The sequence below is a fragment of the Vagococcus sp. genome, from assembly GCF_036639995.1.
Classification (GTDB): Bacteria; Bacillota; Bacilli; order Lactobacillales; family Vagococcaceae; genus Vagococcus.
On record NZ_JAVWHO010000018.1, the window covers coordinates 7,400 to 25,697 of the forward strand.

The 18,298-nt window shown below is 34.4% G+C and carries 13 protein-coding genes and 1 riboswitch; of the genes, 10 read left to right on the forward strand and 3 right to left on the reverse strand.

Annotated features, from left to right (window positions below):
* Window positions 1-80: 80 nt before the first annotated feature.
* On the forward strand, window positions 81-314 hold the full coding sequence (locus RR554_RS06355) for a hypothetical protein (RefSeq protein ID WP_332463423.1): 234 nt from the start codon (window positions 81-83) through the stop codon (window positions 312-314).
* 48 nt (window positions 315-362) lie between these two features.
* On the opposite strand, the gene RR554_RS06360 is transcribed toward RR554_RS06355, so the two are convergent.
* Entirely contained in the window at window positions 363-977 is a 615-nt protein-coding gene (locus RR554_RS06360; protein ID WP_332463422.1) for a bifunctional hydroxymethylpyrimidine kinase/phosphomethylpyrimidine kinase, read from the reverse strand.
* A gap of 101 nt (window positions 978-1,078) precedes the next feature.
* Window positions 1,079-1,247, forward strand: a riboswitch (M-box (ykoK) riboswitch).
* A gap of 111 nt (window positions 1,248-1,358) precedes the next feature.
* Between RR554_RS06360 and mgtA the strand changes: the two genes are divergently transcribed.
* The 6 genes from mgtA (at window position 1,359) to RR554_RS06390 (ending at window position 11,460) form a co-directional block, all read left to right on the forward strand.
* Window positions 1,359-3,965, forward strand: a complete 2,607-nt coding sequence (gene mgtA, locus RR554_RS06365; RefSeq protein ID WP_332463421.1) for a magnesium-translocating P-type ATPase — start codon at window positions 1,359-1,361, stop codon at window positions 3,963-3,965.
* A 472-nt stretch (window positions 3,966-4,437) separates the two neighbouring features.
* Window positions 4,438-5,550, forward strand: a complete 1,113-nt coding sequence (pdhA, locus tag RR554_RS06370; protein WP_332463420.1) for a pyruvate dehydrogenase (acetyl-transferring) E1 component subunit alpha — start codon at window positions 4,438-4,440, stop codon at window positions 5,548-5,550.
* Between the two features lie 3 nt (window positions 5,551-5,553).
* A complete protein-coding gene (locus RR554_RS06375; protein ID WP_332467648.1) occupies window positions 5,554-6,531 on the forward strand; it encodes an alpha-ketoacid dehydrogenase subunit beta in 978 nt (325 codons plus the stop codon).
* Between the two features lie 41 nt (window positions 6,532-6,572).
* Window positions 6,573-8,153: a dihydrolipoyllysine-residue acetyltransferase gene (locus tag RR554_RS06380; RefSeq protein WP_332463418.1), complete on the forward strand. Its 1,581-nt coding sequence runs from the start codon at window positions 6,573-6,575 to the stop codon at window positions 8,151-8,153.
* A gap of 12 nt (window positions 8,154-8,165) precedes the next feature.
* A complete protein-coding gene (gene lpdA / locus RR554_RS06385; protein ID WP_332463417.1) occupies window positions 8,166-9,572 on the forward strand; it encodes a dihydrolipoyl dehydrogenase in 1,407 nt (468 codons plus the stop codon).
* A gap of 109 nt (window positions 9,573-9,681) precedes the next feature.
* Complete coding sequence (locus tag RR554_RS06390) at window positions 9,682-11,460, forward strand: DNA-binding protein (protein WP_332467649.1); 1,779 nt, start codon at window positions 9,682-9,684, stop codon at window positions 11,458-11,460.
* Window positions 11,461-11,494: 34 nt separating this feature from the next.
* Here RR554_RS06390 and RR554_RS06395 read toward each other — a convergent pair whose 3' ends face one another.
* Entirely contained in the window at window positions 11,495-12,025 is a 531-nt protein-coding gene (locus RR554_RS06395; protein WP_332463415.1) for a GNAT family N-acetyltransferase, read from the reverse strand.
* 307 nt (window positions 12,026-12,332) lie between these two features.
* Here RR554_RS06395 and RR554_RS06400 point away from each other — a divergent pair, with 307 nt between their 5' ends.
* From RR554_RS06400 to RR554_RS06410, 3 genes are all read left to right on the forward strand, one after another.
* A complete protein-coding gene (locus tag RR554_RS06400; protein ID WP_332467650.1) occupies window positions 12,333-13,928 on the forward strand; it encodes a CTP synthase in 1,596 nt (531 codons plus the stop codon).
* 194 nt (window positions 13,929-14,122) lie between these two features.
* Window positions 14,123-15,313, forward strand: a complete 1,191-nt coding sequence (locus RR554_RS06405; protein ID WP_332467656.1) for a glycine C-acetyltransferase — start codon at window positions 14,123-14,125, stop codon at window positions 15,311-15,313.
* A gap of 23 nt (window positions 15,314-15,336) precedes the next feature.
* Complete coding sequence (locus RR554_RS06410; RefSeq protein ID WP_332463413.1) at window positions 15,337-16,296, forward strand: L-threonine 3-dehydrogenase; 960 nt, start codon at window positions 15,337-15,339, stop codon at window positions 16,294-16,296.
* 168 nt (window positions 16,297-16,464) lie between these two features.
* On the opposite strand, the gene RR554_RS06415 is transcribed toward RR554_RS06410, so the two are convergent.
* Window positions 16,465-18,252: an aminopeptidase P family protein gene (locus RR554_RS06415; protein ID WP_332467651.1), complete on the reverse strand. Its 1,788-nt coding sequence runs from the start codon at window positions 18,250-18,252 to the stop codon at window positions 16,465-16,467.
* Window positions 18,253-18,298: the final 46 nt, after the last annotated feature.

The window sequence follows — 18,298 nt, forward strand, 5'->3', positions numbered from 1 at the left end:
TGACTGAATTTTGAACTACTATTTTTAAAGTGTGTTATAATTTAAGTATCAATTAGTTTTAGAAAGAAGAGGTGTTTGAAATGGAAGAAACTGTTTTTTTTAATTTAGGAAACGCGATTGCATCAAACTTTGATACAAAAGAACTTGAAAGAACAGCTCAGATTGAGTACATGAAGCGAAATAAGAAAAGTAGATTAGTGATTGTTAATGATCCTGATAATCCAGCTCAAGAACACGTTTTGTTTGATTTATCAGATCAAGAAAAACCTTCATCTACTAATTATGCTTTTAAAGTAAAAAAAATTATTGAATAATAAATAAAGAAGTGACACGTCTCAAAGGGGACGTGTCACTTTTTTTGTTTAAGCAAGTTTTGCAGTTAAAATGGTGGCTGCGTCATGTTTTGCGAATTTCTTTTTAGTCAATGAATCATGAGTAACAATAGCATGTAAATTATCGTCTGGGTTAAGAGAGATTAGAATGTATTTTAGTGTATCTGTTAGTAATTTTCTAGCCATACTATCCAAAGATTTGGGAGATGCTGTTGCTGTTTCACCTGTTAATTGGGCCAACAGTGTTGGTGTAATAACGAGAGCGTTAATGGTTGGCATGAGTTTGGATTGAATTTCTTTAAACAAATTGGAATTGTCTTTTACAAAAGAGACATCAAGAACAATCTGCTTAAATTTTTTCTGTTGTATAAAAGAAAGAATCACTTCTAAGTCATTTAAATCATTGAAGTGCCCGATTTTTACAGCGTCCATCTCACCACCTGCTAAAACAGATTCCAATTGGTTCTTTAACAAAGAGGAAGGATAGGTTTCAATTATTTCTTTTGTGTGATTTGAGTTAATTAATAATTTGGTGATGGCGGTAAAACCAAAGACATTTTGTTCTTGAAAAGTGACTAAATCTTTCTGAATACCTGAAATACCGTTTGTGTCAGAGTAATTAATTGATAAAACTTTTTTTACCATGTGTGCCTCCTAAAAAAACAACTTTAATTATATTTATAAAAACAAACATTATCATAGTTTGACTTTAGTAGTTAAAAGGGTTACAGTCAAGTAGAAATGAATACTGTCTCTGTTAGGTGAGGCTCCTATATAGAAAAACGCTACTGCCCTGCAGGTATCCAGAGATATCTGTTGTGGGTCAACAGGAACTGTCGATGAAGGCTTTTCTTAATGTAGCTGATATAAATATCTACGCTATATAGTGCTAAAACTCAACGAAGAGAAACAGGATACAATCTTTTACTTTGTCTTTTTGCGTTCTGGCACTCTCCTAGTTGAGGGTGCCTTTTTCTATTTTTATAAGAAATGTAGATAGTAAATCAAGCAGGAGGAGTGGTATCGATGAAAAAGAGTATGGCTAATGGAAACAAAAATTCAGAGCTTAAGAAGTTATCTAAACTATCTGATCGTGAATTAATGATGGAGTTTAGAACATCTCCCAATGGGTTAACAACAGACGATGCCAGTAATCGCTTAGAAGAGTTTGGAGAAAACAAAGTGGATATGCAAAAGCCAGATGCTTGGTATATTGTTTTTGTTAAAGCGTTTATGGATCCCTTTATTTATGTGTTAACTGGGTTACTAGTTGTTTCAGCATTAACCAAAGATTATGAAGCCGTTGTAGTAATGGCATTAATGATTGTAGTGAGTGCGGTTATTCGTTTCACTCAAGATTTTAAGGCCCAAAAAGAATCTTTGGCACTTCAAAATCTAGTGAAACATACGTGTGCAGTAAAAAGAGAAGGAGAAATTAACGAACGACCAATGGAAGATGTTGTTCCTGGTGATATTGTGTACTTATCAGCAGGTGATATGATTCCTGCTGACAGTGTCTTGATCTGGACAAAAGATTTATTTGTTAATCAATCATCTTTAACTGGTGAGTCAATGCCTGTTGAAAAATATGAAACAGCCAAAAATCAACAAGAAATATTAGAGGATGTCTCAGCTATTGATTTATCAAATCTTATTTTTATGGGAACTGACGTGTTAAGTGGTCAAGGTGAAGCAATTATTTTAAAAACAGGGCAACAAACCTTTTTTGGTGATATTGCAAAACATGCAAGTACCAAACGTGAGATGACTAATTTTGACCGTGATTTAAATCATATTAGTAAGTTGCTACTGAGAATGGTTTCTATTTTATTTCCTATAGTATTTTTACTTAATGGTGTAATGAAAGGTGACTGGACGCAAGCCTTCTTCTTTGCAATTGCAGTTGCTGTTGGGTTAACGCCTGAGATGTTACCAATGATTGTAACAAGCAATCTAGCAAAAGGATCTCAAACCTTGGCTAAAAAGAAAGTGATTGTGAAAGAGCTAAATGCGATTCAAAATCTTGGGGCAATGAATGTTTTGTGTACAGATAAAACAGGAACTATTACAGAAGATCGTGTTGTTTTAGTAGAGCACGTTAGTCCTTTAGGAGATGATGATCCAAAGGTTTTAGATATGGCATTTTTAAATTCAAATTATCAAACAGGTTGGAAAAATTTAATGGATCACGCGATTATCAATTTTTATGAAACACACCCTGAAAAACAAACCCATGGACCAATTGAAAAAATAGATGAGATTCCCTTTGATTTTTCAAGAAGACGTTTAACGGTTGTTTTAAATATTGATGGTCACCAGTTAATGATTACAAAAGGTGCTGTAGAAGAAATGGCACTGGTTTGTTCTCATGTGGAAATTGATGGTGAGATACTTCCTTTAACAGATGAATTATTAAACAAAATGAATGATGTTAACCGTAAAATGAATGAACAAGGAATGCGAGTTATTACAGTTGCTTATAAGCGTGATGTTCATAGTGATGCAACTTACGCTGTTTCAGATGAAGCAGATATGATTTTAGCTGGTTTTGTTGGCTTTTTAGACCCAGCAAAACAATCAGCTATTACAGCGATTTCTTCTCTTCATCAACATGGTGTGACAGTTAAAGTATTAACAGGTGATAATGAAATAGTTTCAAGAAAAGTATGTGGTGATGTTGGTATTGAAGTTGATAAAGCCTATATTGGTTCTGATTTAGATAAGATGACAGAGGAAGAATTTGAAAGTGCGGTAAATGAAACCCATCTGTTTGCTAAATTAAATCCAATGCAAAAAGCACGAATAATTAAAACTCTTCAAACTCAAGGAAATACAGTTGGTTTTATGGGAGATGGTATCAATGATGCACCTGCTTTGAGAACAGCGGATGTAGGGATTTCAGTTGATACAGCAGCAGATATCACAAAAGAAGCGAGTTCGATTATTCTTTTAGAAAAAAGTTTAACTGTCTTAGAAGACGGTGTAATTGAAGGGCGTAAAGTTTTCATGAATATGATGAAGTATATCATGATTACTATTAGCTCTAATTTTGGAAATGTGTTTTCGGTTTTAGTAGCCAGTGCATTCTTACCATTCTTACCAATGCTCTCTCTACAATTACTGATTCAAAACCTAATTTATGATATTTCACAACTTGCGATGCCGTGGGACAATGTGGATGAAAGCCAAATTATTCATCCAGTTAAATTCGACACTAAAAATCTTTTCAAATTTACTATCTCTATTGGACCAATCAGTAGTATCTTTGATATTTTGACCTTTGGTGTTATGTGGTTTGTCATCGGAGCTAACACCGTGGCTGATCAAAGCGTGTTCCAAGCTGGTTGGTTTTTAGTTGGGTTGATTAGCCAAACTTTAGTTGTATATATGGTAAGAACTGAAAAAATACCATTTATTCAAAGTAAAGCAAGTGCTCCAATGATTTTAATGAGTGTACTTGCTATTTTGACTGGTATTGTGATTATTTTAGTAGACCCACTAAGAGAGGCGTTTGATTTTGGTGCATTACCAACTAATTATTGGGGTTGGTTAGTAGGAATAATCTTAGTCTATATGCTTTTAGTTCAATTTGTTAAAGTGAAATACATTAAAAAACATAAAGAATGGATTTAATTCTAAAGTTATTTTATTCACTAAGTAAAAATTATTACGTAGCGAAAACCTAATTTTGAATAGGAGCATGTTTTTTACAATGAGTAAAAAATGTGCTTTTTTATTTTTAGTAGATTTAATGAAACAGATAGTGAACATAAAAAAACACTAAAAATCAGCTTCTAAGTCATTATTTCAGTGCTTTCAGAAAATTGATGTATAACAGGTATGTAAAACTTATGGGACAGATTGATACAGGAAAGAATATAAAAAAACTTTTTTTAATTTGAATTGATGACAAGAAGTGAAACTTATCACTAACATTCGAAACGTTGATATTAAACGAATTTAATTCAAAAAAGTCAGAGTTTATTACTTGCATAAAAAAAAACATCATGGTAACTTATAGATGTCGAAGCGAAAGAAAATGATACAGTTTTTCTTTCTGTTTGAGAAAAAATGAAATTGTAATAAGAGAGGATTGTGTAACAATATGGCTAAGAAAAAAGTAAACCCACTTGATTTTGAAGCATTGTTGAATGATATCAATACAGATTTTCCAACTGTTCAAGTGTTAGATGAGAAAGGGAAGGTTGTTAATGAAGAGTTAATGCCTGAACTATCTGATGATGAATTAGTAGAATTAATGACAAGAATGGTTTGGTCTAGAGTTTTAGATCAACGCTCAACTGCTTTAAACCGTCAAGGACGTTTAGGATTCTTCGCTCCAACTGCTGGACAAGAAGCAAGTCAATTGGCAAGTCAATTCGCTATGACAAAAGAAGACGTACTATTACCAGGTTACCGTGATGTGCCTCAATTAATTCAACATGGTCTTCCATTAAAAGAAGCGTTTCTTTGGTCAAGAGGACATGCTGCAGGAAATAAATATGCTGCAGATTTAAATGCTTTACCACCACAAATTATTATTGGTGCTCAATATGTTCAAGCAGCAGGTGTTGCTTTAGGACTTAAAAAACGTAATAAACCAAACGTTGCCTTTACATATACAGGTGATGGTGGTTCTTCACAAGGAGATTTCTATGAAGGAATTAACTTTGCAGGAGCTTATAAAGCAAACGCTGTGTTCTTCATTCAAAATAACGGCTACGCAATTTCGACACCACGTGAATTGCAAACAGCAGCTAAAACATTAGCTCAAAAAGGAATTGCAGCAGGTATTCCAAGTATCCAAGTAGATGGAATGGATGCATTAGCAGTTTATCAAGTAACAAAAGCAGCTCGTGATTGGGCAATTGCTGGAAATGGTCCTGTTTTAATTGAAACATTAACATTCCGTTATGGTCCTCATACATTATCAGGGGATGACCCAACAAGATACCGTACTAAAGAAACAGAAGATGAATGGCATGAAAAAGATCCATTAACTCGTTTCCGTACTTTCTTAACTGAAAAAGGGTTATGGTCTGAAGAAAAAGAAGAAGCTGTTATCGAACAAACAAAAGAAGAAATCAAAGTAGCAATTAAAGAAGCTGATGCAGAACCAAAACAAAAAGTATCTGATTTCTTAAAAAATATGTTTGAAGCAACACCAAAAGTTGTCCAAGAACAAATTGACATTTACGAAGCAAAGGAGTCGAAATAAATCATGGCACAAAAAACAATGATTCAAGCAATTACAGATGCTCTAGCTTTAGAACTTGAAACAAATCCAGATGTATTAGTATTTGGTGAAGATGTTGGTAATAACGGTGGTGTATTCCGCGCAACTGAAGGATTACAAGCTAAATTTGGTGAAGACCGTGTATTTGACACACCTTTAGCAGAATCTGGTATTGGTGGATTGGCTTTTGGTTTAGCATTAGAAGGCTTCCGTCCAGTTCCTGAAATCCAATTCTTTGGATTCGTATTTGAAGTAATGGATGAAGTTATCGGACAAATGGCACGTACTCGTTACCGTATGAGCGGAACAAGAAATATGCCAATTACAATCCGTGCCCCATTTGGCGGCGGCGTTCATACGCCTGAACTTCACTCAGATAACTTAGAAGGTTTAATGGCTCAATCACCAGGAATCCGCGTAGTAATTCCAAGTAATCCTTATGACGCTAAAGGACTTTTAATTTCAGCAATTCGTGATAATGACCCTGTTGTCTTTTTAGAACACATGAAATTATACCGTTCATTCCGTGAGGAAGTGCCAGATGAAGCTTATACTGTACCTTTAGATAAAGCTGCTGTAACAAAAGAAGGAACAGATGTTTCTGTTATCACTTATGGTGCAATGGTTCGTGAAGCAATTAAAGCTGCAGAAAAATTAGAACAAGAAGGTATCTCTGTTGAAGTAATCGATTTACGTACAGTAGCTCCTTTAGATGTTGATACAATTATTGCTTCTGTTGAAAAAACAGGTCGCGTAGTAGTAGTTCAAGAAGCTCAAAAACAAGCAGGTGTTGCTGCACAAGTAGTTTCTGAAATCTCAGAAAGAGCTGTTCTTTCATTAGAAGCACCTATTGGCCGCGTTTCTGCTCCTGATACAATCTTCCCATTTGGTCAAGCTGAAAATATTTGGTTACCAAATGCGTCTGATATCGAAGCAAAAGTTAAAGAAATTCATGAATTTTAATTAAACGCTGAAGACATTAAGATAGAAGGAGAGAATTAAACATGGCTTTTAAATTTAAATTACCAGATATTGGTGAAGGTATTGCAGAAGGCGAAATCGTTAAATGGTTCGTCAAAGAAGGCGATACTATTAATGAAGATGATACTTTATTAGAAGTTCAAAATGATAAATCAGTAGAAGAAATTCCTTCTCCAGTTACAGGGAAAGTTCTTAAAGTTGTTGTAGCTGAAGGAACAGTGGCAAACGTTGGAGATGTATTAGTCGAAATCGATGCTCCTGGACATGAAGATGTTGAAGAAACACCAGCAGCACCAGTTGCTGCACCTGCTCAAGAAACTGCTGCATCGGCAACAGGTGGTGTGTTCCAATTTAAATTACCAGATATTGGTGAAGGTATTGCAGAAGGCGAAATCGTTAAATGGTTCGTTAAAGCAGGGGACACTATTAATGAAGACGACACAATGTTAGAAGTACAAAATGACAAATCAGTAGAAGAAATTCCTTCTCCTGTTACAGGTAAAGTAGTCAATATTGTTGTGGCTGAAGGAACAGTGGCAAATGTTGGAGATGTGTTAGTTGAAATTGATGCACCTGGGCATAACAGTGCACCAGCTGTTTCAGTAACACCAACAGGCTCTACACCAGCAGTGCCAGTTGTTAAAGAAGCATCAGCACCAACAGGTCAACCAAGTAAACGTGTACTAGCAATGCCGTCAGTTCGTCAATATGCACGTGAAAAAGGTGTGGATATTACTTTAGTTACACCATCAGGTAAAGGTGGACGTATTGTAAAATCTGATATTGATAATTTTGGTGGTACTCCAGTAGCAGTATCAACTGAAACTGCATCAGCTCCAGTAGAAAAAGCTGCAGTTACAGAAACAAAAGTTGAAGCTAAACCATTTGTAGGTGCTCCAGAAGCTGAAGTTCGCGAAAAAATGTCACCAACACGTAAAGCAATTGCTAAGGCAATGGTTAACAGCAAACATACTGCTCCTCACGTAACATTACATGGTGAAGTAGAAGTTTCTAAATTATGGGATCACCGTAAGAAATTTAAAGATGTTGCTGCTTCAAGAAATACAAAATTAACATTCTTACCATATGTTGTTAAAGCATTAACAGCAACAATGAAAGAATTCCCAATTATGAATGCGTCAATTGATGATACAACAGATGAAGTTGTTTACAAAAACTACTTTAACATTGGTATTGCAACTGATACAGATCATGGTTTATATGTACCAAACGTTAAAGCTGCTAACACTAAGAGCATGTTTGATATTGCAGATGAAATCAACGAAAAAGCTGCACTTGCAATTGAAGGTAAATTACAAGCTGCTGATATGCGTGGAGGTACTGTCACAATTAGTAACATCGGTTCTGTTGGTGGTGGTTGGTTTACACCAGTTATTAACTACCCAGAAGTTGCTATTTTAGGTGTTGGTACAATCACACAACAACCAGTTGTTAATTCAGATGGTGAATTAGCTGTTGGCCGTATGATGAAATTATCATTAAGTTTTGATCACCGTATTGTCGATGGAGCAACTGCTCAAAAAGCTATGAACAACATTAAACGTTTACTAGCTGATCCAGAATTATTATTAATGGAAGGATAAGGTGAAACGAACATGGTAGTAGGAGATTTCGCAGTAGAATTAGATACAGTTGTCATTGGAGCAGGCCCTGGTGGCTATGTTGCAGCTATTCGTGCGGCACAAATGGGTCAAAAAGTAGCGATTATTGAACGTGAATACATTGGTGGTGTTTGTTTAAACGTCGGCTGTATTCCTTCAAAAGCTTTAATTAGTGCAGGACATAGATATCATGAAGCAAAACATTCAGAAATTTTTGGTGTTACAACTGAAAATGTCTCACTTGATTTTTCAAAAACACAAGAGTGGAAAGACGAAAAAGTAGTGAAACAATTAACTTCTGGTGTTAAAATGCTTCTTAAAAAGAATAAAGTTGAAGTGATTGAAGGAGAAGCGTTCTTTGTAGATGCTAACACGTTACGTGTGATGACTGAAGAAAGTGCTCAAACTTATTCATTCAACAATGCCATTGTAGCAACTGGTTCTCGCCCAATTGAAATCAAAGGATTTAAATTTGGCAAACGAATCATTGACTCAACAGGTGGTTTAAACTTAACTGAAGTTCCTAAAAAACTTGTCATCGTTGGTGGTGGCGTTATCGGAGCTGAATTAGGTAGTGCTTATGCAAACTTAGGTGCTGAAGTAACTGTTTTAGAAGGCTCACCACAAATTTTACCTACGTTTGAAAAAGACATGGTGAAATTAGTTGAAAAAGACTTTAAAGCAAAAGGAATTACTGTTGTGACTAAAGCAATGGCTAAAGAAGCTATTGATAATGGTGATAGTGTTACTGTTAAATATGAAGCAAACGGTAAAGAAGAAGCGATTGAAGCTGATTACGTAATGGTAACAGTTGGTCGTCGTCCAAACACAGATGATTTAGGTTTAGAAATTTTAGGTGTTGAAATGACGGATCGCGGTTTAGTAAAAGTAGATAATCAAGGTCGTTCAAATGTTCCAAGTATTTGGGCAATTGGTGACATCGTTCCTGGAGCTGCATTAGCTCATAAAGCAAGTTATGAAGCTAAAATTGCTGCTGAAGCTATTTCAGGCAAAGCTGTAGCAGTGGATTATGTGGCAATGCCAGCAGTGGCATTTACAGATCCAGAATTAGCAACAGTTGGTATGACTGAAAAAGAAGCAAAAGAAGCTGGTTTAGAAGTGAAAGCATCTAAATTCCCATTAGGTGGAAATGGCCGTGCCATCTCACTTGATAAAAAAGAAGGATTTGTTCGCTTAGTGACAACTAAAGAAGACAATGTTTTAGTTGGAGCTCAAGTAGCAGGTGTTAGTGCAAGTGATGTGATTGCTGAATTAACTTTAGCAGTTGAATCAGGCATGAATGCTGAAGATATCGCGTTAACAATTCATTCACATCCATCATTAGCAGAAGTAACAATGGATGCTGCTGAATTAGCGTTAGGTCTTCCAATCCATATGTAATCAATACGTAGTTGAAAGTATGAAGCAGATGTAAATTTTGCTTCATACTTTTTTATTGTCAAAATATGGTATTATTAAGGGAACTATTATTTATCAATGGAGGAAAAACATGTTGGGAATAGGGCTATGGCTAGCAACATTAAAATTTAGTATTGGTTTTTTACTTGCCATACTAATTGGTGTATTGACTGGAAAAAAAGGGAAAGGTATTTTTAAAAGAACTTTAATTATTTGTGTATCATATTTATTGATAGCCTTTAGTATCGTTTATTTTACGTTACCTTCTCAATCATTGAGCAGTATGCTCTTTTATAATTTAGCTACTTTTTTATTAGGAATGGTTATTAATTTTTTCTTATTTGGCACAAGTAGTCAAGTATCAAGTAAAGGAGTGGGGAAACGTGGTAAAAATATCGTATTTACGTTACCTTCTCCAATCAAAAAAGGTATGATTGTTGCCTCATTATTGTTACTTATTTATTTTATTATTGTGCCAGTCACTCGAATTTTAAGTGTTGATGAAATCTACGACACAATACCTGTAAAAAAAGTGACGGAAACAGAAGAATTAAAATCAACGAAAGAAACACCAATTGCCATGTCAACAAAGAGCGCAAGAAATAAAATGCAAAAAATGATTAGTAGCGTTCCTAATTATAGTGCTTATGAATTAGGAACAACCACTGCACAAATGATAAATGGGGAATATGTTTACGTCTCGGCCTTAGAATATCGAGGTGTTTGGAAGTGGAATCGATTTAAAAAGGTACCAGGTTATTTTCAAATAAGTGCAACTGATATTAATGCACAACCTAAATTTATTGAAAAAGAAATGAAGTACGTTCCAAGTGGCTATTTATGGCAAGATGCTGAAAGAAAAATATACGCGAAATCTTCTCAACTTGCTCGAACTGGTGCTGTGAACTTAGAAATTGGTGATGATGGGACACCTTATTATGTCCAGACTCTTTATAAAGAATATGGTATTAGTGGGAAAAAACGTTACGATAAATTTAAGGTAGCCGTTTTAAATAGTGAATCAGGGGAAACAAAAGTGTATGATTTAAAAGATGCACCTACAGAAATTGATGCTCCGCTGACCAGTTCCATTGCAAGTAGTATGAATAATTATTACGGAAAATACGGAAAAGGGTGGCTAAATAGTCTCTTTTCAAAAGATGATGTGAAGCAACCTACAACAAATGGAATCTATTCTTCTGGAGCGGTGACGCCATTAATGTCTAAATCTGGAGAGCTGCTTTATTTTACAGATTTTACGAGTGATGATGAAAAACAAGATAGCGCCTTGGGCTATAGTTTAATTAATGCTAGAACTGGTGTTATGGAGTTTTACCGAGACAAAAAAGGCATGATGGATAGTGATGGCGCAATAGCGATTGCTGAAAAAATATACCCTGAGAAAAAATGGGAAGCTAAGATGCCGATTCTTTATAATATCGAAGGCGTTCCAACTTGGATTATTTCACTTTTAGATACAAATGGTATTTTTAAAGGTTATGTTTATATATCAGCTTCAGATAGTGACATTTTAGTAGATGGCACAGATGCTGAAAAAACACTACAAGCATTTAAAGTTAAATTAAGTCTAAAGGGTAGTAATAACAAAAATGTAAATAAAGCAGATTTGAAAAAAGTTGAAGGAAAAGTAACTAGAGTAAACAAAGTAGTAATAGATGGTAGTGAAACGGCTTCATTTATGCTAGAAGAAGATAGTCAGGTTTATACAATTAGTACGTCAAATAACGTATATAGTATGTTTTTAAAAGAAGGGGATTATGTCTCTTTTGAAGCGAATATAAGTACAGATAACCCGATTTCAACGATTGAAGATATAACTATTAAAAACGTTACCCCAAATAGTAAATAGCAAAAATCCTCCATGTCGGAGGATTTTTTTAGGATTATCGTTGTTCCCATTCACGTTTTAAAATACCAAAAATCAAACTATCAGTCCATTCTCCTTTGTTCCAGTAATCTTCAATGTGATGAGCTTCTTTTCTCATCCCTAAGCGCTCACAGAGTTTAGCGGAATTTATGTTTCTTGAATCAACATCTGCATAAACACGGTGAGTTTCTGTAGTAAGGAAAAGGTAATCAAAAACAGCAATCATAGCCTCTGTTGCGAAGCCTTGTTGGCTAAAATTGGAGTTGAAAATGTAACCAATTTCAATTGTCTCTTTCATGTTAGTCGAAATGATTGAAATTTCACCAATGACTTTTTCCTTGTAGACAACAGATAATAGCGTAGAAGTTCGTTTTAGGAAACTCTTATTTTCTAATTTGGGGCTAAAATTTTCAAGCATGTTTTCTTTTGTCCAGGGCTCATTGAGTAGGTAGAGGCAATTTTCTACATCTGAATAAAATTCAAAGTAGTCAGTGATATCCTCTTTTTGTATAGGACGTAAAGTAAGGCGCTCAGTTGATAAATTCATGATTAAAATCCTTTCTTGTGTCACGTTATTTAGTAAAGTGTATCATAAATAAGAAGTCTATGGTGAACAATTAAATAATAAGGGTTAATATGTCGTAACAGTAGTTATTTATTAAGATTTCTATTAAATAACTTAATTTTTTTAGTTATAATTGACAAGTGGTTCTTGAAATTGTAAAGTGATTATTGGGCACCCTTGAAAAAGGGTCAGAAGTGAACGAGACTATTAGCTCCCTTATTCTTAAATGAATAGGGGAGCTTTTTCTTGTTTTTACGGCTTTCCTAAATGACAAGAAAGTGGGAGACAAATGACGAAATATATTTTTGTAACAGGTGGCGTAGTATCTTCAATTGGTAAGGGAATTGTGGCAGCATCATTAGGAAGGCTTCTGAAAAATAGAGGCTTAAAAGTAACGATTCAAAAGTTTGATCCATACATTAATGTTGATCCAGGAACAATGAGCCCGTATCAACATGGGGAAGTTTATGTCACAGAAGACGGAGCAGAAACAGACTTGGATTTAGGCCATTATGAACGTTTTATTGATATTAATTTAAATCAATACTCAAATGTTACAACTGGAAAAGTATATTCCGAGGTATTAAAAAAGGAACGTAAAGGGGAGTATTTAGGAGCAACAGTTCAGGTTATTCCTCATATAACAAATGAAATCAAAGATAAAATTAGACGAGCAGCAACCTTAACGGATGCAGATATTATTATTACTGAAGTGGGGGGGACCGTTGGAGATATTGAATCATTACCATTTTTGGAAGCTTTAAGACAATTAAAATCTGATGTAGGTTCTGAAAATGTGATGTATATTCATACAACATTGATTCCGTATTTAAAAGCTGCAGGTGAGATGAAAACAAAACCAACACAACACAGTGTGAAAGAGTTAAGAAGTTTAGGGATTCAACCAAATATATTAGTTGTTAGAACAGAACACGATATATCTGAAAATACAAAAGAAAAATTAGCACAGTTTTGTGATGTACCAAAAGAAGCTGTCATCGAATCAAAAGATGTTGAGACGCTTTATTCAATACCTCTCAATCTACAGGCGCAAAAGATGGATCAAATTGTTTGTGACTACTTAAACATTACGGCTCCTGTTGCTGATATGACAGAATGGCAACAACTAGAGAAAAAAGTTCTTCAATTGAAAAAAAGGATAAAAATTGCCATAGTGGGTAAATATGTTGAATTACCAGATGCGTATTTGTCAGTGGTTGAAGCTTTAAAACATGCTGGATTTAAACATGATAGTGAAATTGATATTAAATGGTTACAAGCAGAAGAGATGACTTATGAAAACAGCGAGAAATTATTAAAGGACGTTGATGGGATTTTAGTACCAGGTGGATTTGGCGATCGAGGGTTAGAAGGTAAAATAGAAGCCATTAAATATGCTCGGGAAAATGATGTAGCTTTTCTAGGGATTTGTTTGGGGATGCAACTAGCTTGTGTTGAATTTGCAAGAAATGTTGTGGGCTTAACGGATGCTTCATCAGGAGAAACCTCCCCAGAGGCACAACATAAAATAATTGATTTAATGAAAGAGCAAGAAGAAGTAGAAGATATGGGAGGTACATTAAGATTAGGCTCTTATCCATGTCACTTAAAAAAAGGATCAAAAACTTTTGATGTTTATGGCGGAAAAGAAATAGTTAACGAGCGACATCGTCACCGTTATGAATTTAATAATGATTATAGAGAACTCTTTGAAAAAGAAGGAATGGTTTTCTCAGGTGTCTCTCCAGATGATAAATTAGTTGAAATAATAGAGTTGCCTACAAATAAATTTTTTATAGCTTCTCAATTTCATCCAGAATTTATCTCACGCCCGAACCGGCCACAAGCCTTGTTTGATGGCTTTATAAAAGCTAGTTTAAAATAACACAAAAATTCTGACAAATATGGCTAAATTTCATTAATATGAAATTTAGCTAAGAGTTTTTTTACTATTGTAAGAGAAAAACTAGTTAATAATGAGAGTTCCACTAGAAATGTCTTCTTTTTGAAATCGTTTTATCTAGAAACTGATATAATGAATTTATAAAATAATCAGGAGGTCGTTAATTTATGAGTTATATGAGTCCAAGTTTAGAAAATTTCTTAGATGAAGGATTAGATGATTTAAAATCAAGAGGTCTGTATTCAACAATCGATGTGTTAGAAGGTGCCAATGGTCCGATTATCACAATCGATGGTGAAGAGAAAATTAACTTAGCATCAAATAATTATTTAGGGTTTGCAACTCATCCTGATTTGATAAAAGCAGCTAATGAAGCAACTGAAAAATACGGTGTTGGTGCCGGAGCTGTTAGAACAATTAATGGAACATTAGATATCCATAGAGAATTAGAAGAAAAATTAGCTAAATTTAAAGGAACAGAAGCAGCGATTGCTTTCCAATCAGGATTTAACTGTAATATGGGAGCTATTTCAGCTGTTATGAATAAAGAAGATGCTATTCTTTCAGATTCATTAAACCATGCATCAATTATTGATGGATGCCGCTTGTCACGAGCAAAAATTATTCGTGTGAACCATTCTGATATGAAAGATTTAGAAGAAAAAGCTAAAGCAGCAGTTGAAAGTGGTCTTTACAAAAAAGTAATGTACATCACAGATGGCGTATTCTCAATGGATGGCGATGTAGCTAAAATGCCTGAAATTATGGAAATTGCTGAAAAATATAATTTAATTGTTTATGTGGATGATGCTCATGGTTCTGGCGTTTTAGGTGGTGGAGCTGGTACTGTAAAACAATTTGGTTTATCAGATAAAGTAGATTTCCAAATGGGAACATTATCTAAAGCAATTGGTGTTGTTGGTGGTTACGTTGCTGGATCTCAAAAATTAATTGATTGGTTAAAATCTCAAGCAAGACCATTCCTATTCTCAACATCACTAACTCCAGGGGCTTCAGCTGCAGTGATTAAAGCTATTGAGTTAATGCAAACAGACCCTGATTATGTTAATAATTTATGGGATAATGCTAATTATTTTAAAGAAAAATTAAAAGGTATTGGTTATGATATTGGTCATTCTGAAACACCGATAACACCAGTTATTTTAGGTGATGAAAAATTAGCTCAAGAATTTTCTAAAAAATTAATTGCTAATGGAGTTTATGTTAAACCTATCGTATTCCCAACAGTCCCATTAGGAACTGGCCGTGTTAGAAATATGCCAACAGCAGCTCATACTAAAGAAATGTTAGATGAAGCTGTTGCGATTTACGAAAAAGTCGGTAAAGAAATGAATATTATTAAATAAAAAAATAATAAAGGTGGATGACGATGAATCGAGTTATAGTAACGGGCTGTCTAGGCCAAATTGGTTCAGAATTAGTGAACCGTTTAAGAAAAGATAAAGGTATTGACAATGTTTTAGCAACTGATATTAGAAAACCAGAAGATAACCCTATTGTTAAAGAAGGATTATTTGAAATATTAGATGTTCTTGATGAAGAAAGAATGTTTGAACTTGCAAGTGAGTTTAAAGCAGATACCATTATCCACTTAGCGTCACTTTTATCTTCAGTAGCTGAGGATAAACCACAACTTGCTTGGCAAATTAATATGACGGGGTTAACTAATGCTCTTGAAGTGGCAAGAAAATTAGACTTACAATTTTTCACACCAAGTTCAATTGGCGCATTTGGTCCTGATACACCTAAAAAAGGTACACCTCAAGACACTTTACAACGTCCAAAAACAATGTATGGTGTAACAAAAGTAGCTGGTGAATTATTATGTGATTACTACCATACTAAATTTGGCGTGGATACTAGAGGTGTTCGTTTCCCAGGTCTAATTTCTTATGATACTTTACCAGGTGGTGGAACAACCGATTATGCCGTTGAAATTTACTATGAAGCATTGAAAAAAGGCTCTTATGTTAGTCCAATCGGCGAAGGAACATACATGGATATGATGTATATGCCAGATGCCATTAACGCAATCGTTAAATTAATGGAAGTTCCAGAAAGCCAATTAACTCATCGTAATGCGTTTAATATTTCTGCAATGTCATTTGAACCAGAAGAAATCAAAGCAAGCATTCAAAAAATATTGCCTGAGTTTACATTAAGTTATGATGTTAATCCTAAATTGCAAGCCATTGCAGATTCTTGGCCAGATTCATTAGACTGCGAATGTGCTAAAGATGAATGGGATTTTAAACCAGAATATGATTTGGATAAAATGACAAAAGACATGCTAGAAAAATTAAAATTAAAGTTTGCAGGCGAATTATAAAAGAAGTTAAAAAGGATAAAATCATTTTTTGATTTTTTCCTTTTTTTTGTAATTAAAATCAGCTTGAAACGTTGATATAACAATAATGAGGACACTTAAAAAAACTAGTTTAGCTATTCGTTTTTGGAATAGCCAGACTAGTTTTTTTTCGATAAATAGTAACTTGAACTAGATTGGTTTAGTGATTTCTTTTAACCAAGCTTGTTCGTCAGATGTTAAATGAGGAGCGATTAATTTAGTAACCAATTGATGGTAGTCATTTAACCATTCTCTTTCTTCATCTAATAACATGTCCACATTAATTGCGTCAATATCAAATGGTACATAAGACATTGTTTCAAATTTTAAGAATTGACCGTATTCATTTTTAGTATCTTTTACAACAAGTAATTCATTTTCAAGTCGAACACCATGAGAACCTTGAATGTAAACGCCAGGTTCATTAGTAAGAACCATGCCTTCAACTAATTCATGTGATTCACCTGGACGATATTGCCAACGGAAACCACTTGGACCTTCATGGATGTTAAGTAAGTAACCAACACCGTGACCAGTACCATGGTTATAATTTAAGTTTTCACGCCAGAATGGCATACGAGCTAAAACATCTAAGTTAGTACCGTTAACGCCTTGTAAGAAAACAGCTTTATCTAATTGAATATTACTTCTTAAAGTAATTGTATAATGTTTTTTAAGTTCTTCAGATACATCACCTAAAGCGAAAGTTCTTGTAATGTCAGTTGATCCTTCATAGAAACCAGCACCAGTATCGCTTAAAAGGAATGAGCCTTTTTTCACTTCAATATCAGTTTCTTCAGAAGCAGAATAATGAACAATTGCACCATGTTCTCCGTAAGCCGTAATTGGAGCAAAACTTTGACGGATATAGCCTTCTTGTTCTTTTCTTAAAGCAACTAATTTATCAGTAGCACTCAACTCAGTGATTTTAGTTTTGCCAACTTCATGTTTTAACCAGTACATGTATTTAGTATGTGCTACACCATCTTTAATTTGTGCTTGTTTCATATTGTTAATTTCAGTGTCATTTTTAACAGCTTTAAAAATAACAGTAGGGTTAACTTCTTTAGTAATAGCAGTACTATTTGAAATATTTTTGATTAATGCATAGTTCATTCTTACAGGGTCAGCAAGTAGTGATGTTTCATTGCCAAATGATTTAACATATTCGTAAACATCGTTGTAAGGATGTACCTTGACATTATTTTTAGCAAAATCAGCTTTAATGTCATCATTTAACTTAGAGTCATCAATGAATAATTCAACAGCATCCATTGTAACAACAGCATAGCTTAATACCATAGGGAAGAAATCAATATCATCTCCACGAATATTTAGTAACCAGCAAATATCATCTAATGAAGTTAAAACGTGAGTATTTGTGTTGTTTTTGCTCATTTGTTCACGTAAGCGAATTAGTTTAGATGTAGTATCTTCACCAGAGTACTTAGTTTCTAAGTGGAAAGCAGGTTTTTTCGATAATTCAGGTCGATCAGTCCATAATTCGTCAATTAAATCAACGTCATATTTAATTCCACCATCATGAGAATTAGCGATGTCTTCATAAACTAAACCATCACCCATAGATACTGTCCGTCCGTCAAAACCAATTGTTTGACCTTTACCAACTTTTTCGCTTAAAAATTCAACGATTGTTGGAACGCCAGGTTCACCCATTTTGAATAAGTCAACGCCAGAGCCTTCAAGTTGTTGTGCTGCAGCGATGAAATATCTACCGTCAGTCCAAAGTCCTGCTTCATTCATGGCAATTACTGCTGTACCTGCAGAACCGTCAAATCCAGTAATCCATTTTCTTACTTTGAAATGTTCGCCAACATATTCACTTTGATGATAGTCGGCTGTCGGAACAACATAGTAATCGATTCCATTTTGTTCCATCAATTTACGTAAAGCTGCAATTCGTTCTGATACTTCCATTCTTAAAACACTCCTTTAACTATTTTAAATCTATTTATATTGTAAC

Bases quoted from the DNA above. Each gene is read 5' to 3' on its own strand.
- mgtA (WP_332463421.1), top strand. From the start codon at position 1,359: ATGAAAAAGAGTATGGCTAATGGAAACAAAAATTCAGAGCTTAAGAAG.
- RR554_RS06415 (WP_332467651.1), bottom strand. From the start codon at position 18,252: ATGGAAGTATCAGAACGAATTGCAGCTTTACGTAAATTGATGGAACAA.
- RR554_RS06395 (WP_332463415.1), bottom strand. From the start codon at position 12,025: ATGAATTTATCAACTGAGCGCCTTACTTTACGTCCTATACAAAAAGAG.
- RR554_RS06400 (WP_332467650.1), top strand. From the start codon at position 12,333: ATGACGAAATATATTTTTGTAACAGGTGGCGTAGTATCTTCAATTGGT.
- RR554_RS06410 (WP_332463413.1), top strand. From the start codon at position 15,337: ATGAATCGAGTTATAGTAACGGGCTGTCTAGGCCAAATTGGTTCAGAA.
- RR554_RS06380 (WP_332463418.1), top strand. From the start codon at position 6,573: ATGGCTTTTAAATTTAAATTACCAGATATTGGTGAAGGTATTGCAGAA.
- RR554_RS06355 (WP_332463423.1), top strand. From the start codon at position 81: ATGGAAGAAACTGTTTTTTTTAATTTAGGAAACGCGATTGCATCAAAC.
- RR554_RS06375 (WP_332467648.1), top strand. From the start codon at position 5,554: ATGGCACAAAAAACAATGATTCAAGCAATTACAGATGCTCTAGCTTTA.
- RR554_RS06390 (WP_332467649.1), top strand. From the start codon at position 9,682: ATGTTGGGAATAGGGCTATGGCTAGCAACATTAAAATTTAGTATTGGT.
- pdhA (WP_332463420.1), top strand. From the start codon at position 4,438: ATGGCTAAGAAAAAAGTAAACCCACTTGATTTTGAAGCATTGTTGAAT.
- lpdA (WP_332463417.1), top strand. From the start codon at position 8,166: ATGGTAGTAGGAGATTTCGCAGTAGAATTAGATACAGTTGTCATTGGA.
- RR554_RS06360 (WP_332463422.1), bottom strand. From the start codon at position 977: ATGGTAAAAAAAGTTTTATCAATTAATTACTCTGACACAAACGGTATT.
- RR554_RS06405 (WP_332467656.1), top strand. From the start codon at position 14,123: ATGAGTCCAAGTTTAGAAAATTTCTTAGATGAAGGATTAGATGATTTA.